4 protein-coding genes are annotated in these 16,577 nt (G+C 63.0%); all 4 read left to right on the forward strand.

Features of this window, described 5'->3' with window-relative positions:
* Nucleotides 1-403: 403 nt before the first annotated feature.
* Nucleotides 404-2,551: a DUF262 domain-containing protein gene (locus tag LQV16_RS05200; protein WP_229992838.1), complete on the forward strand. Its 2,148-nt coding sequence runs from the start codon at nt 404-406 to the stop codon at nt 2,549-2,551.
* 176 nt (nt 2,552-2,727) lie between these two features.
* Nucleotides 2,728-5,589 (forward strand): helicase-related protein, encoded by a 2,862-nt coding sequence (locus LQV16_RS05205; protein ID WP_229992839.1) that lies wholly within the window; start codon nt 2,728-2,730, stop codon nt 5,587-5,589.
* Entirely contained in the window at nt 5,589-10,208 is a 4,620-nt protein-coding gene (locus LQV16_RS05210; RefSeq protein WP_229992840.1) for a DNA methyltransferase, read from the forward strand. The genes LQV16_RS05205 and LQV16_RS05210 overlap by 1 nt, the downstream gene beginning before the upstream one ends.
* A complete protein-coding gene (locus LQV16_RS05215) occupies nt 10,208-16,576 on the forward strand; it encodes a DEAD/DEAH box helicase (protein ID WP_229992841.1) in 6,369 nt (2,122 codons plus the stop codon). Before LQV16_RS05210 ends, LQV16_RS05215 begins: the two co-directional genes overlap by 1 nt.
* Nucleotide 16,577: the final 1 nt, after the last annotated feature.

Here is a 16,577-nt window from a genome sequence, read left to right on the forward strand (position 1 = left end):
AGCGAACCAGTTTGGCTCGAGGTGGTCGCGCTGCCGCCCGAACGCTTCATGTCCACCGGCGGCTTGGGAGGTCGCGCCTCCTCTTCGTGACGCGTGCGGGCCGAATTTCGAAGTAAGAAGTACACGAAGAGGCCGACTAACAGCCAAACCAGTACGTCCACTCGGGTTTCTCCTCCAGCATGCCCAGCATTCTCGCGATGAGATATGTGACAAATGCTAGATGAGACCCGGGACAAAATGGTCCGCGAAGTGTGGGTGTCCGTTCAGCCACCGGGCGCTGCTACTCATCACGCTTGGCGACACCGGATCGCCGATGCCCTTGGTGACGCTGCATTGGGACAGCGGACTCTAGACTCGACTTCGGACAGCGCAACGACGACTCCAGTCTCTGAAAGGCCTCGGCGTGATCACTCAAGTAAAGACGCCCCGTGAAGTTTTCTACCAACCTCAGCGGCTCATGGTTCCGCTTTTTCAGCGACCATACGTCTGGGGCGAAGACGGCCAATGGGCGCCTCTGTGGGAAGACGTTCAGCGGCTGGCCGGGCGCCGAGTGAACTTTGAGGTCCACGCGCCTCACTTCTTGGGTGCCGTGGTCGTTCAACAGCAGATGGGAGAAATTGGTACTCTTCCGGTCCGCACCGTTATCGACGGGCAGCAGCGACTCACGACGCTACAGCTCATGCTTAGCGCTGTTTATGAGCAAGTGCGCCTAGCAGGCTTTGAGAGCATTGCACGACAGGTTCAAGACTTGGTGGAGAATCCCGAGCACTTCACCGCTCACCCGGAAGATAGGTTCAAGGTCTGGCCGACGAATCGTGATCGGCCGGCCTTCAACGAGGTGATGGCGGCCATAGCGCCCTTCAATCACGGAAAATTGAAGAATGCCAACTCGCGGATGGTTTCTGCGCACGCGTTCTTTTCGAAGTCAGCGGGCGAGTGGCTCGGCGGTGGTGATACTGAGCGCCGAGCGCATGCCCTCGTCGAGACGGTCAGTAACCAGCTCCAAATCGTCGTGATCGAGCTTCAGGCTGATGAGGATGCGCAGGAAATCTTTGAGACCCTCAACGCCCGCGGTACTCCGCTCACACCAGCTGACCTAATAAAGAACTTCGTGTTCCAGCGGCTTGATGCTGTGCCTTCCCAAGCCGAAAAGGCTTACCACGAGCATTGGGAGGCCTTTGAAACTCCCTTTTGGGAAACAGAAGTTGCCTCCGGCCGTGTGACTTACAGCCGCAGCTCGCTGTTTCTCAATCAGTGGCTCATTGCGCAATCACTAAAGGACGTAACGGCGAAAGAAGTATTTTCCCAGTTCAAGCGTCATGTCACGGATAGCAACGAGCCGATTGATGCGCTCCTGCCTAAGATCCGAAGAAACGCCGATATTTACCGCTCGTTTACGGAGCGTGCTTGGAGCTCGACCAACATACTCAGTCGCCTCGAGTTGTTCATTTATCGGACGTCGATGCTGGATTCTGAGGTAGTCAAGCCGCTTGTCCTATGGCTCGAGGACCCCGATCGTTCGCCAATACCACCGGAACAGCGAGACAAATGCCTTGCAACGGTTGAGAGTTGGCTTATCCGCAGGACATGTGTACGTGCCAGCACGAAAGCATATAACCGAATTTTGGTTGACCTCCTAAACTTCTTGGGCCAGCAACCTCGTGAATGCGTCGGTGAAAGTACTGAGAAGTATTTTCTCAAACAGGATGGTCCCAATGACTACTGGCCTGGAGATGCCGAAGTTCGTCGTGAGCTTACGGACATGCCGATTTACAAGCGCTTCAGGCGAGGGCGTTTGCGGATGTTGCTTGAGTCCATAGAGGACCACCGGCGAGGCTGGACGTCCGGGCGGTCGATGCATGAGCAACCCGTAATTCGAGGCACAACAACCATCGAGCATGTAATGCCACAGGAATGGTCACTTAACTGGCCAGCCGACGGCGGCGGGGATCACTCCGACCAGCGCGACGCGTTGGTTCAGACGCTCGGCAACCTAACGCTGTTGACCCAATCACTAAACAGCCGAATCTCGAATGGACCGTGGCAGGGCGACAAGGGAAAGTACGAAGAGCTTCGCAAAAATACGTCACTTCTCCTGACTCGCGAAGTCGTCGAACTGGGTGCACACGGCTGGACCGAGGACTTTATCGCCGAGCGGACCGAACGGATGATCGATGACATCCTGGAAATCTGGCCCGTGCCTGCCGGCCACAGCGGCAAGGTGGCCGCGTCCATTGAGCGCGCCACTCCACGAGTGGAAGTCGCGGACTTGGTCAGCGCAGGTCTGATTCGGCCAGGTCAATCGCTTTTTGCCCGTGTGCAGGCCCACAGGGGAAAACCATGCCAGGTCAGCGAAGATGGATCCCTCTACGTGGGCGACCGCCGTTACGACACGCTGAGCGCAGCGGCGAAAGCTATCACAGGAGCCCAGTCAGAGGCTGGCTGGTGGTTCTGGCTCGTCGATGCCGAGGGCGACAAGTCCATGAGCGACGTACGGCAGGAGTTTGTTGAGTCCCTGGCGGTTGGAGGCGAACTCGTGGACGCCCCTTAGCTCGGGTTTTCCTGTTTTCACGAAGTTGTGGCACTCCACTAGCTGTTCGTAGACGGGATAAAGGCCCCCGTGGTGTCAGCACTGCCTTCAGTTGGAGGCGATAATGGCTTGGGAGCTCGTTGCCGCATGGTGCACACGGGCTCCCGCTGGGGAACCACGAAGTACAGGAGCAGGTCTTGACAGCTACAGCCACACACCGGGAACTCAACGTCGCACCCGGTTCGGTGGTCCGTGTCCGGGACGAGGACTGGCTCGTCACCAGCGTGGAGAAATCGGTAGACGGCACCCTCGTAAGGGTCCAGGGCCTCAGCGAGCTTGTAAGGGACACCACAGCAGCCTTCTACTCCGCGCTAGACACCATCGAAGTTGTCGACCCCGCCAAGTCCAAGGTCGTGGCCGATGACACGCCAAACTACCGCCGCGCGCGCCTGTTCCTGGAGACCACCCTCCGCAAGACGCCGACACCCCAGTCGGCGGAATACCTGACTGTCTCCACCCGGATGCTGTCGCGGAACCTCAAGTACCAGCAGATCGCCGTCGCGAAGGCGCTGGATACCAAGAACATCCGCCCGCGCATCCTAATCGCAGACGCCGTGGGACTCGGCAAGACCCTCGAGATCGGCATGATCCTCAGCGAACTCGTCAAGCGCGGCCGCGGCGAACGCATCCTCATCGTCACCCCGCGCCACGTGCTGGAGCAGATGCAGCACGAGCTCTGGTGCCGCTTCGCTCTGCCGTTCGTTCGGCTCGACTCCGCCGGCATCCAGAAGATCCGGCAGAAACTCCCGGCCACGCGTAACCCCTTCACCTACTACAAGCGCGCCATCATCTCGATGGATACGCTCAAAAGCCCCCGCTACCGGGCCCAGCTCGGCAAGCTGCACTGGGACGCGGTGGTCATCGACGAGGCCCACAACGTCACCAACACCCAGGCCATGAACAACGAGCTCGCGCGGGTGCTCGCGCCGAACACTGAGGCGCTCATCCTGGCCTCGGCCACCCCCCACAACGGACGCAACGAGTCGTTTGCGGAAATCCTGCGGCTGCTGGACCCCACCGCCGTCCGCCCGGACGGCACCTTCGACCCCAAGCACGTGGAAAACCTCATCATCCGCCGGCACCGGCACAGCCCCGAGGTCGCCCAGGAAGTCGGCGCCGACTGGGCCGAACGGGAAGAACCGGACAACCGGCTCGTGTCCGCCTCCGCGGCGGAGAACGCTATTGCCGAAGAGCTCTCAGACGTCTGGCTCTACCCCGACGGCAAGCCGGCACCGTATTCGGGCCAGAACGGCGCGCTGTTCTCCTGGCTCCTGGCCAAGGCGTTCCTCTCCAGCCCTGCCGCGCTTCTCGAAACGGTCACCGAGCGACTCAGAAAGCTCGACGCCGATTCCCCTTCCGAGGCCAATGAAACCGAAGCGCTAAAGCGGCTCAGCAACTTCGCCGAGGCGGCCAACACCGGCGACTCGGCCAAGTACACTGAGCTCGTCAGCTACCTGAAGAAAATCGGCGTCGGCAAGGGATCCGCGATGCGGGCAGTGGTTTTCGCCGAGCGAGTCGCCACGCTCAAATGGCTGCAGGAGACGCTGCCCAATGCCCTCGGCCTCAAGCCGGAAAACGTCGGCCTCCTGCACGGCGGACTCACCGACGTCGAGCAGCAAAGCATCGTGGACCAGTTCAAGCGAGGCAACAGCCCCCTGCGTGTCCTGGTCACCGGCGACGTCGCGTCCGAAGGCGTGAACCTGCATGCCGAATGCCATCATCTGATCCACTTCGACATCCCCTGGAGCCTGATCCGGATCGAACAGCGAAACGGCCGCATCGACCGGTTCGGCCAGCGCCAGAAGCCGCAGATCACCACGCTGCTCCTGAACCCGCACAACACCCGGTTTTCCGGCGACATCAAGGTCCTGACGCGTCTTATGGAACGTGAGTACGAGGCGCACACGGTCCTCAACGACGTCGCCTCCCTGATGGGGCAGTACAGCGTCAAGCAGGAGGAAGACGCCATCCGCGACGTCCTGCTCGGCAAGAAGGACTTCGAGGACGTTGTCAGCGAGCCGGATGCCGATCCGGACTCAGGCGATCTCTGGGACTTCCTTGACTTCGAGGCCCTGAAGGACAGTGAGGAAACCGCGACCATCCCGGTCGAGAAACCGCTCGGGCTCTACTCCACGGACCTGGACTTTCTCGACGAAGCCCTCAACGAGGCCTTCGGCGATCCGCACAAGGTCCTCGGCTGGACCGTCCACGCCGGCCACGGCCTCGTCGAGCTCAACCCGCCCGCTGACCTCCAGCACCGCCTGGGCTACCTCCCGCAGGACTACCTGTCCGAGAGGCGCGTCACCGAACGACTCAAACTCGCTACCACGGTGGACGCCGGCACCCGGGAACTGAACCGCGCCCGCGAATCCGATGATATGAGCTGGCCCGAGGCCCACTACCTCGGCCCGCTCCACCCCGTTCTGGACTGGGCCAGCGACCGGGCCCTGTCCTCAATGTCCCGCAGCGAAGTCCTCGTGGTCCGCGGCGACGTGGACGTCGCCCAGGTCCTGCTCATGGGAACGTTGATGAACCGCCGCGGGCAGGTGGTCTCGAAAGCCTTCATCGCGGTGGACTTCCCCGACTCCGCCAATCCAGCGTTCTGTCTCTCCGAACCCCTCGAGGATCTGGGCGAGCACCTAAGCAGCATCGGCGTCGACGCCAAGGCGACCAACCCCGGACCGGCCACGGTAAACGGGCTGCAGGCCCTGCTGCCGCAGGCGGTGGAGAGCGCCCGGCAGACCATGCAGCTGACTTTTGAAGCAGCCGCCAACTCTGCCAACCAGCGCCTGCAAGCCTGGAAGGACCGGGCCACGGGCTGGACCCAGCTGTCCTTCGACTTCGCTCAGCGGGCGGAAGTGAAAAAGCAACGCGAGCGTGTCAGCGAGGAGCAGCGCATCGCGGAGTCGCTCGCCCCGGCCCAACGCCTGGTCCGCCCCCTCCTGATCGTCGTTCCACGCGCAACCCCTATCGCTGTCCCGGAAGGTGCTGACCAGTAATGCCGTCCTTTGATTCAATCGTTGTGGGCGAAGACTGGACTAGCGAACACTTCTTCACCACGGACTCCACCAAGGAATCCTTCCAGGCCGAGGTCGTCAAACTCCGCAAGAACTGGGACGGGGAAGGCCAGCAAGGCCACGCCACAACCCCGACCCGCTTCGCCGAGGTCCGCGGACGCCTTCAGATCCTGCTCGCCGGGCTCTCGGAAGACCCAGCGGGTGCGTCCGAGGCCTACGCGCTGCTGCGAGGTGCCCTTGGTTTTCGGGGCACGACGGCGGCCGTCACCTTCAAACGCGGCGGCACTGAGACGCTCGTTCCCGGCGTGTGGGCCACGGAGAACTCCGAGGTCCTGTTCGTCGAGGCCGCCCCGGCGGACGCGCTGGAAGACGTGCTGGCCACGGTGCTTCCGCTCGGGGGGGTTCTGGTGGACGGCAAAGAGCCGTCCCCGGCGCTGACGGTGGCGAAGACCGTGTCCGAGGCCTACCTTTCGGACAAGACTCCGAAATTTGTCGTGATCATGGCCGGCCGCTGGCTGGTGCTGACCGAACAGGAACGCTGGGCCGAGGGCCGCTATCTCGCCGCAGACGCGCTCTTGGTCGCGGACCGCAACGACACCAAGAAGAACGCAGAGACGGACCGGTTCCTGGCCATCTTCGGCCGGGACTCGCTCATGCCGACACCAGACGGCTCCATCTGGTGGGACGGCGTCCTCGAGGCCTCCGTCAAACACACCGTGGGCGTCTCCCAGGACCTGCGCGAAGGCATCCGCCGCTCTATCGAAATCATCGCCAACGACGTCCTGGACCGCCGACGCGCAGCAGGTCTGGGCGTCCAGGACGTGGACGGTGAGGTCCTGGCCCGCCAGTCGCTGCGGTTCCTCTACCGGATCCTCTTCCTACTCTACGCGGAGGCCTCCCCGGAGATGGGCGTCCTCCCGGTCGGAGCCGGCGAATACAACGAGGGGTACGGCCTGGACCGGCTCCGGGAGCTGACCCTGGTCAACATCCAGTCCCGGGAGTCCCGGCGTGGCACCCACATCTACGAATCCCTTGCGCAACTGTTCCACCTGGTGGACAGCGGTCACGCTCCGGCCGGGAATAACCCCTCTGCGGATGCCTCCGGCGAGAACGAAGGCCTGGTCTTCCAGCCGCTCAAGGCAGACCTCTTCCACGATGCCGCAACGTCCCTCATCAATGACACCAAGCTCAGCAACGCCGAGCTGCAACGTGTCCTTCAACACCTGTTGCTGAGCAAGGAGGCCGCGGGCAAGGACCGCGGCTTCATTTCCTACGCGGAGCTTGGCATCAACCAGCTCGGAGCTGTCTACGAGGGCCTGATGTCCTACACGGGATTCATCGCCCCTGAGCCCCTATTCGAGGTGGCCAAAGACGGAAACCCGGTAAAAGGTTCCTGGGTTGTCCCGGTTGACCGTTCCGAGTCCATTGACGCCAAGCACTTCGTGGTGGAAGAAGACGAACGGACAGGGGAGCGCCGCCCGGTGCTTCACCCTGCAGGCTCGTTCGTCTTCCGGCTCGCCGGCCGCGAACGACAGCAGTCCGCCTCCTATTACACGCCTGAGGTGCTGACCAAGTTCGTCGTGTCCCAGGCGCTCGAAGAGCTGCTGGACCAAAACGACCAGACGACCGCAGCCGACGACATCCTGAACCTGACGGTCTGCGAGCCTGCCCTGGGCTCCGGCGCGTTCGCCCTGGAAGCTGTCCGCCAGCTCGCCGACGAGTACCTGAAGCGCAAACAGGATGAGTTGGACGTTCGGATTCCGTCCGATGAATACCCGCAGGAGCTCCAGAAGGTCAAGGCCCAGATCGCGCTACACCAGGTCCACGGCGTCGACCTGAACTCGACCGCCGTTGAACTCGCCGAAGTCTCGCTCTGGCTGGACACCATGGTGAAGGACCTGCAGGCGCCGTGGTTCGGGCTGCGGCTGCGCCCAGGCAACTCGCTGATCGGCGCCCGCCGGGCAACTTATTCCCGGCAGTCAGTGAATGACAAGTCTTGGCTCAAGAGCGCCCCGCAGGACGCGCCCCTAACCGGGCTCGTCGAGGCCATGACTGCCTATAGCGATGATCCTAACGTCGTTGGTCGAATCCACCATTTCCTTCTTCCTGCCGCCGGTTGGGGCGCCGCCGTCGACGTCGACGAGGTCAAGGACTTGGCGGTCGAAGCGCAAAGGAACCTAAAAGTATGGCGCGATAGTTTCAAGTCGAAGCCGAGCAAGATGCAGGTCGAACGCCTCGTCAACCTCGGACGCCGCGTCGAATCATTATGGAGGTTTTCCCTACGCAGGCTCCAGGTAGCTGAGTCGGAGGCCAAACGGGACATCGATTTCTTCGGTAGGACCCCTTCGGTGGTCGATTCTGTCGAGACTAGTGCCGGTATTGACACTCAGGCCCAGGCGATCACGCGCGAACAAATCGAGCAGACGCTCAACGACCCGAACGGCGCCTACCAGAGGCTTCGCCGTGTGATGGATAGCTGGAACGCGCTCTGGTTCTGGCCTCTGACCGAGCGAGCGACGGGCGGGGCAAAGCCCCCTTCGCTGGAACAATGGCTGGCGGCTCTGGAAATGATCCTTGGCCTCCAGGGCAAGGACTCGAAGATGGTGGGGCAGCAGACGGTCAGCTCGTCGTTGACGTGGGAAGAGTTGAACGACGCCGAACGGACTGATCTTGAGTTTGCTCTGGCTTCCGATGTGGAATCTGTTAAGCAGCAACATAGCTGGCTGCAAGTTTGCGAAAGAATCGCCGCCGACCAAGGCTTTTTCCACTGGGAACTCGACTTCGCTTCAGTGTTCGGACGTGGAGGGTTCGACTTGCAGGTCGGCAATCCCCCCTGGGTTCGACCTCGTTCTGATGAAGACGCACTCTTGGCCGAGGGCGATGCATGGTGGCAGCTAAATGACAAACCTACGCAGATAGAAATTAAGGCCAAACGAGTACAGACGCTCTCGTATGAAGGTATGGTCGATTTCTTTGTAGAGAATGCCGTCACGAATCCTGTGATAACTGAGTGCATAGGCTCAGGTGCCATGTACTCCCTGCTATCGGGCCTCCAACCCGATCTCTACAGGGTTTTCATGGAACGCACATGGAGGTCGTCGGCTGAGAACGGGGTAGTTGCCTTATTGCACCCGGAGTCGCATTTCACTGAAAAGAAGGCCGCGATCCTGCGTGCAGAGGCCTACAGACGTCTCCGTCGGCACTGGCAGTTCAGTAACGCCCTAACGCTATTCGAGATTGACTCCAAGATTACTTACGGAGTCCATGTATATGGGGCGCGTCGAGAAGCGCCGGCATTTCGTATGGCGGCTTCCCTGTATCATCCCGACACCCTGGTTCGCTCTTTGGGTCATAACGGGGACGGAGATGTTCCCGGCCTGAAGGATTCGCATGGCAATTGGGACCAGCGGCCTCACAACGAACGGCTCATCGACGTAGATGAGGCTCTACTTGCTGTCTGGGCAGACATGCTCGACGAGCCGGGTACGCCCGCGTTGCACGCACGTATGGTTTATCCCGTGAATCGGGCCACCTCCCGGGTGCTAGAGAAACTGAGCTCGGCCCCCCGAGTACGCGAACTTCCGCTTCGATATTCTTCTGGATGGCACGAGACAAGTGACCGACGCAAAGGCTATTTTGAGGTCGGATCGGCCAAACCCGACACTTGGGATGACGTAATTTTGCAGGGTCCACATCTGACAGTCGGAAATCCATTCTTTAAGCAGCCGCGGGAGACCATTCATAGCAACAGTGACTGGGACGAAATTGACTTGGAGTCCCTGACTCAGGATTATATTCCTCGGACCCAATTTCAGCGGGCAAAGCCGCGGAGTGAGTATGTCCGCTCCTTGCGCGATTGGGGTGAAGGACGGCGTGAGGATCAATTTGCGCGTTTGGCTTGGCGGGAGTGGGTCAAACCGACAAATGAAAGGACTCTTCAGGCTGCGTTGCTTCCGCCTGGCCCGACTCACACGTATACGGTGTGTAGCTATGGAGGACCTCAAGTATCCGAATACGAGCTTGCGTCGCTCTGTGGTTTATGGTCATCGATTACGCTTGACTTTCTAGTCAAGTTCGCGGGATACGAGCATATGCAGCAAGCGGTGACATCAAATCTTCCCCGCGTCAGGGACGGATGGATAAAGAGAGAACTCGCACAACGCGCAGTTCGGCTTAATGGCCTCTCTCCCGCCTATGATTCGTTCTTTGAGGCGGTCGATTTGGGCGCTTGGAGCGAGGTGGAACCATGCCTCAGCTCAGCTGAGCGTCGTCAGTTACTAGTCGAAATAGATGCACTATCTGCTATTGAGTTTGGTATATCAGAAGAAGAATTAGTCACGATATATCGTACATTCTTCGGGGTGACTCAGAAATATGAGAAAGCAAATCTATACGATGCCAACGGGCGTAAAGTCAGTAGCAGCGTAAAAGCTAAGTATGCAAAAGTCGGGCAGAGTCTCACGCTCGAAGAACGCACCTGGACGCACCCGCAGAGCGGCGTCGAGTACGTGTTCGAGTTCCCGTTCCAGACTTTTGACCGCGAGGAAGACATGCGGAAGGCCTACGCTCACTTCTCGAGCATGCTGGAGGCGAAGTCCTGATGTCAGAGCTTCTGCCCACCACCCAGGCCGGGGAACTGCGCCGCGGACTTTCCGACTACCTCGCCACTACGTTCGCGCTGACGGACGGGAACGCGCAGACCGCTATCAAGGACTTCCTGGCGGATCCGGAGCAGGGGCTTTTCAAGGGCGCCTACGTCCGGTTGCGGCTTCCCTTCGAAACGGCGGAACCTGGCTGGCGCGACTGCCTGGACTGGTACGAGGGCTTCGGACCCTACGGCCACCAGGCCAAGGCCTTCCAACGGCTCAGCAGCAAAGGCTCGGCTGGTGCACCCCGTCGCCCGGAACCCACCTTGGTAACCACCGGTACTGGCTCCGGTAAGACGGAGGCGTTCCTCTACCCGATCCTGGACCACGTGCTGCGCGCCAAGCGGGACGGCATCACCGGCATCAAGGCGCTCATCCTTTACCCGATGAACGCCCTTGCCAACGACCAGGCCAAGCGCCTGGCCGAGCTGCTGACCACCCACGCTGAGCTGTCCGGCGTTACCGCCGGTCTCTACACCGGCCAAAAGGACACCAACCGCACTAGAGTCGCGCCGGACGGGCTCATCAATGACCGCGATGTCTTCCACCAGGACCCGCCAGACATCCTGCTGACGAACTACAAGATGCTGGACATGCTCCTGCTCCGCCACACCGACGCGCCACTTTGGCAGAAATCCGCGACCAGCCTGCAATACGTGGTGCTGGACGAATTCCACACCTACGACGGCGCACAGGGCACGGACGTCGCCATGCTGCTGCGCCGGCTCGGGCTGACCCTCAAGAGCTACTGGCCGGACGACCTGACGGGCCGTCCCCACGGTCTGGGCGAGGAAGACCGGGCCCGGCCGCTCGGCCGGGCGACACCCGTCGCCACGTCCGCAACCCTGGGCAGCAAAGGCGACCCGGACGCCATGCTCCGCTTCGCCGAGACTGTCTTCGGCGAAGTGTTCCCACCCGAGTCCGTCATTACCGAATCCCGCCTCACGGAGGAGGCATGGACAGGGCTCGGCAACAGAACCGTCCAGGGCCGGGACCTGCACGCCATCGCCGCGGACATCACCACTACCAATAGCGCCGTCGCGGAACTGCGCGAGGCCGGCGGCGGCCCGGAAGCCGTCGTAGGGCCCATCCTGAAGACGCTCTTCGACGAACCCCCCGCTGACCTTCTGGACGCGATCCGCACGCACCCGCTGACGGCCGCCCTGCTGACGCATGCGAGCACCGCCGTCGCGCTCTCGGACCTGACCAACGCCATCTTCCCGTCCCATTCACTGTCTGCAGAGGTGAGGCCGGACGCCGCGGAAGAATTCATCTCCCATGTCATCGCATTGCTCAGCCACATTCGCGCCCGCCACGGCAGGGGCGCCCTGACCGTGGAAACGCACCTGTGGATCCGCGAGATGTCCCGCGTGGACGCCGCCGTGGACACCTCACCGCGCTTCCGCTGGGCGGACGACGGTGTGGACCAGTCCCACGACATGTTCCTGCCAGCGCTCTATTGCCGGCACTGTGGCCGCTCAGGATGGGGTGCCGTCCTGGCCCCCACGGGTATGGACCTGGAGCTGGACGATTCGAAGATCCGGGAGGCACGCGTAACGAACAACCCGCGCTTCCGGACCCTTATCTCGGCCGCGGCCGAGGCGGACATCATTGAATTCCACCAGGACGGCTCGGAGCAGGTGCAGGGCCTGCACTGGCTCCACACCGTCAACCGTGGCCTCTCCTCCATGCCGCCGAAAGCGGACAGTGCCGATCTCGCTGAGGGGCGGATCATTCCCGTCCTGATGCTCACAGGGCAGGACGCGGACGACCAGTCCAAGAAGGACGTCTGCCCGTCCTGCCTGGCCAAGGACGGCATCGCCTTCATGGGCAGCGCCATCGCCACCATGCTCTCCGTAAGTATCTCCAACCTGTTCGGCGCCGAGGGCCTGAACGACGAGGAAAAGAAGGCCCTCGTCTTCACCGACAGCGTCCAGGACGCCGCGCACCGGGCCGGATACGTCCAGTCCCGCTCCCACACCATGACGCTCCGCACCGCCCTGCGGCGCGCCCTCGGTGAGCAACCGGCCACGCTCTCGGAACTCGTGGACGCCGCGATTGGCCGCGCGGACACCCCGGGGACGCGGTACCAGCTGATCGCCCCCGAATTCGTGGACCGGCAAAGCTTCCGGCCGTTCTGGGACCCGAAGGCCTCCCCGGCGGAACGCGTCCGGGCACGGCGCTTCGCCAAACGCCGGCTGCAGTTCGACGCCCTCCTGGAGCTCGGCCTCCAGTCCCGGACCGGCCGGACACTGGAACTCACCGGGTCCCTGGCCGTCGAAACCGACGCTGGCAACCCCACCCGCATGCTCTCCGTGGCCCGGAAGGCCTACGACTCGGCCCTCCACCAGACCATGGTCGGGGAGACCACGCCCACGCAGCAGCAGCTCCTGCAGTGGATCCGCGGCACCGTGGAAAGGGTCCGCCTCCAGGGCGGCGTCCACCACGAATGGCTCAAAGGCTACATCGCGACCGACGGCAAACGCTGGCAAATCTGGGGCGGGCGGCCCAAGGGCGAAGGCATGCCAGCGTTCCCCTCCGGCCGGCCCGCGCCGGCCTTCCCCCGGATCGGATCCGCCGCCGCAGCCACCGACAACCTGGACGGCGTCACATCCTCGGCGTCCTGGTACGCACGATGGACGGCCCGCTGCCTCGGCGTCGCCCCCGCCGACAGCGGCTACCTGGCCAAAGCACTCATCACCGCACTCGCCGACGACGGAACCTTCGGCAGCTCGAAATCGAACTCCGGAGCCGACGTCTACTGGCTCGACCCGGAGAAGATCGTGCTCTCCGTCCCCGAGGCCGAGGATTTGGCCGCAGGACGTCACACCGTCCAGTGCAAGGTCTGCCAGGCCATCACCCCCGGAAGCCTCACTGTCATCGACCAGCTGGTCGGGGGCCCCTGCACCCTGGTCCGCTGCAGCGGGACCCTGCAGCGACACGCCGCCGACGCCCGCAACTTCTACCGGGACCTGTACTCCTCACGCGAGAGCAAGCGAGTGGTGGCTCGGGAACACTCTTCTCTCCTCGACGCCCCCACGAGGATCCTCTACGAAACGCAGTTCAAGTCCGGCACCGACAATCCGCAGGCGCCCAACGTCCTGGTCGCCACCCCCACGCTGGAGATGGGCATCGACATCGGAGACCTCTCCTGCGTCATGCTGGCCTCGCTGCCGACATCCGTGGCCTCCTACCTGCAACGGATTGGCCGGGCCGGCCGCCTGACGGGCAACTCACTTGTCCTCGCCTTCGTGCGTGGCCGCGGCGAGCACCTGCCTAAACTCCACGAACCGCTCTCCGTCATCAACGGCGAGGTCCGGCCGCCTGCCACGTACTTGGATGCGGAAGAAATTCTGGGGCGCCAGTACGTGGCCCACGTCGCGGACCGCTTTGCCCGGGCGGCGGGCCGGCCGCACCCGGTTGACGCAATCCAAGCCCTCGGGAGCGTCGCACCGGGATCGTTCATCGGGGACCTGATCGAGGACGCCACGGCGAACGCTACCCAGTATCTCACCGAGTTCCTGGACCAGTTCGGCGCAAGGATTTCCGCAGACAGTGCCGCCCGTCTGACAGCGTGGGCGTCACGGCACGACGACGGCGAGCCCAGCGGCCTCGCCCGTCACCTGGTCCGGGCGGCGGGGGAGTGGAAGGCCGACGTCGACGAACTGGACACCCGCCGCAAGGAAATTGGCAACGCCCTGCCTGAGCTGGAGGAGGTCGCCGCCCTCGCGGACCGTCTGGACGACAAAACCTCAGACGCGCATCAGGCCGTCCGGACCGCCAGAGCCACCCTAAAAATGATCCGGGACCAGCTCAAACAGCTCCGCGGCCAGTACTGGATTTCGGTCCTGGAGGCCTACGGCATGCTCCCGAACTACACTCTCCTGGACGACTCGGTCAGCCTGGATGTGGGGCTGTCCTGGAAAGACGCGGACACCCAGGAATTCGTTACGGAGACTAGGACGTACAACCGTGGCGCCTCGGTAGCGCTGAGCGAATACGCCCCCGGCGCCACGTTTTACGCGCAGGGTATGGAAATCCTGATTGACGCCGTGGACCTGGGCCCCCAGCAAAGCCATATCCAAAAATGGCAGGTCTGCCCGCAATGCGGCTGGATCAAGACCGATCTCGGCGCCGCCGCGGCCGTGCAGAACTGTCTGCGCTGCGGCACCTCGGCGATCGCGGACATGGGCCAGGTCCTGGACGTCGTGGTCATGAAGAAAGTCTCTGCCGAGGTCCGCCGGGACGAGGCCGCGATCAATGACCGCCGCGACAACCGCGTCCGGGAACGCTTCACGATTGTTGCCGCGGCGGACATCGACCCGCAGCACCTGCAGAAACGCTGGTTCGTGGAAGGCTACGACTTCGGCGTTGAATACTTCAACCGGGTGGACATCCGGTGGCTCAACACAGGCCGGACCGCCTCCAACGGCGGTGTGCGGACCATCGCCGGCGACGACGTCAGGACGCCCATGTTCCGGCTATGCTCCTACTGCGGCCAGCTGGACCAATCCGCCAAGGAGAATCTGCCCACCGAGCACCGGTTCTGGTGCAAATACCGCAAGGCAGCCCAGGAAAGCGTCAGGGAAGTGGTGCTGGCCCGGGAACTCAACACCCAGGGCGTGGTCCTGCACCTGCCCCTGGACGTGACCTATGGCGACGATTTCTCGGTGCCCAGCCTCCAGGCAGCCCTGCTGTTGGGTCTTCAGAAGGTTCTGGGCGGGGCCCCGGACCACCTCGGAGTACTTCGGATCAACGATCCGGCGCATGGCGGAAGCCGGATTGCCCTCATGCTGCACGACAAAGTCCCCGGCGGCACGGGCTACCTGGCCGAGTTCGCGAATGCCGAGCGTGTGTGGGAACTGCTGCACGCTGCGTGGCAGACCGTGCGCGACTGCAGCTGCCGCTTCGAGGAGCGGCTGGCCTGCCATCACTGCCTGCTTCCCTTCGCCGATCCGTGGACGGTGGACAAGGTGGCGCGTGCCAGTGCGGAACGTCTGCTCGGCCTGCTGCTGCGCTCCGGTGAGGCCGCCAGCGACGGCGCCGTCGTCCCGCCGTCGTTCACCGACTGGACTGTCACGGAAGAGGCGCCCGACGCCGAGACCTCGATCGAATCGCTGCTGGAAAAGCGGTTCCGGAAGGCCTGGATGGACCGGCTCAAGGCGGTGGGCGCACACACGAAGGTGACGCCCGGTGCGCTGGCGGACACCATCACCTTCCGGATCCCAGGGCAGCAGTTCCAATGGCAGCTCATCCCGCAGGTGGATGTTGCAGGAACCCGCCCCGACTTCCTGCTCAAGGGACCGCCGGACCCGAACTTCCCCGTGCTGGCGATCTACACGGACGGCTTCACCTTCCATGCTTCCCCGGAACACAACAGAATCGCGGACGACGCTACCAAGCGCGACAAGCTCCGGCACAGCTCTGAGCTCTCCGGGGCCGCGGTGCCGTGGGCGGTGACGTGGCAGGACGTGGAAGCGTTCGAAGCCGGTCCTTCGGCGCCGGTGGTGCTGCCTTCCTGGGCCAATGCCAAGCTCAACGCGCAGCTCATGGCCAACTATCCCGTGAATGCCGCGATCATGGACCTGCTGGGCAGGGACGCGATGACGATGCTCTGGGAATGGGTCAACCGGCCGGATCCCGAGGCCTGGGCGAACTTCTCGGAACTTGTGCCGCTCATGCTGATGGCGCAGCGGCCCGAGCCCGGCGACGCGGAAGCGATGTATGCGCACGCGGCGGCGCTCTCGCAAGGCGCGACGCCGGCTCTGCCTGCTGGCACAGTCACGGCCTGGACGTACAGTTCGGGGAGCCTGGGGTTCGCGGCGGCCGGGTCGCCCAAGAGTCTGTCCACGATCGCCGTCGGACTGTGCCTGGACGACAGGGCAGAAGCGGTCGGTTCGCCCGCGCACGAGGCGTCCTGGCGCGAGTGGTTGCGGCTCTCCAACCTCCTGGCGTTCAAGCCAATCGGGCTGACGATCGGATCGGTGATGTCTACGGTCAGCGCTGGCGGATCGGTCGAGGAAGAGGCCGCGCGGCTGGAGATGTCAGACGGGCTCAGCCCTGCCTGGAACGAGCTGCTGGAGCAGGCCACCGAGTTCGAGAAGACTCTGCTGCTGGCGATTGCCAATGCGGATATCAGTGCTTTGCCGGAACTCGGGTTCGAGGTCGACGGCCTGCCGGTCTCGATCGCGTGGCCGGAGTACCGGATCGCCGTCGTGCTGGACGGCGACGGCGGGCGCTCTGAACTTCAGGCCGCCGGCTGGGCCACCGTGGGAACAGACGTTGACAATATTCGGGAACTGCTGAAGACGAAGGGAGCTTGAT

Source organism: Arthrobacter sp. Bi26 (genome assembly GCF_918697925.1).
In the GTDB taxonomy this organism is placed as follows: Bacteria; Actinomycetota; Actinomycetes; order Actinomycetales; family Micrococcaceae; genus Arthrobacter.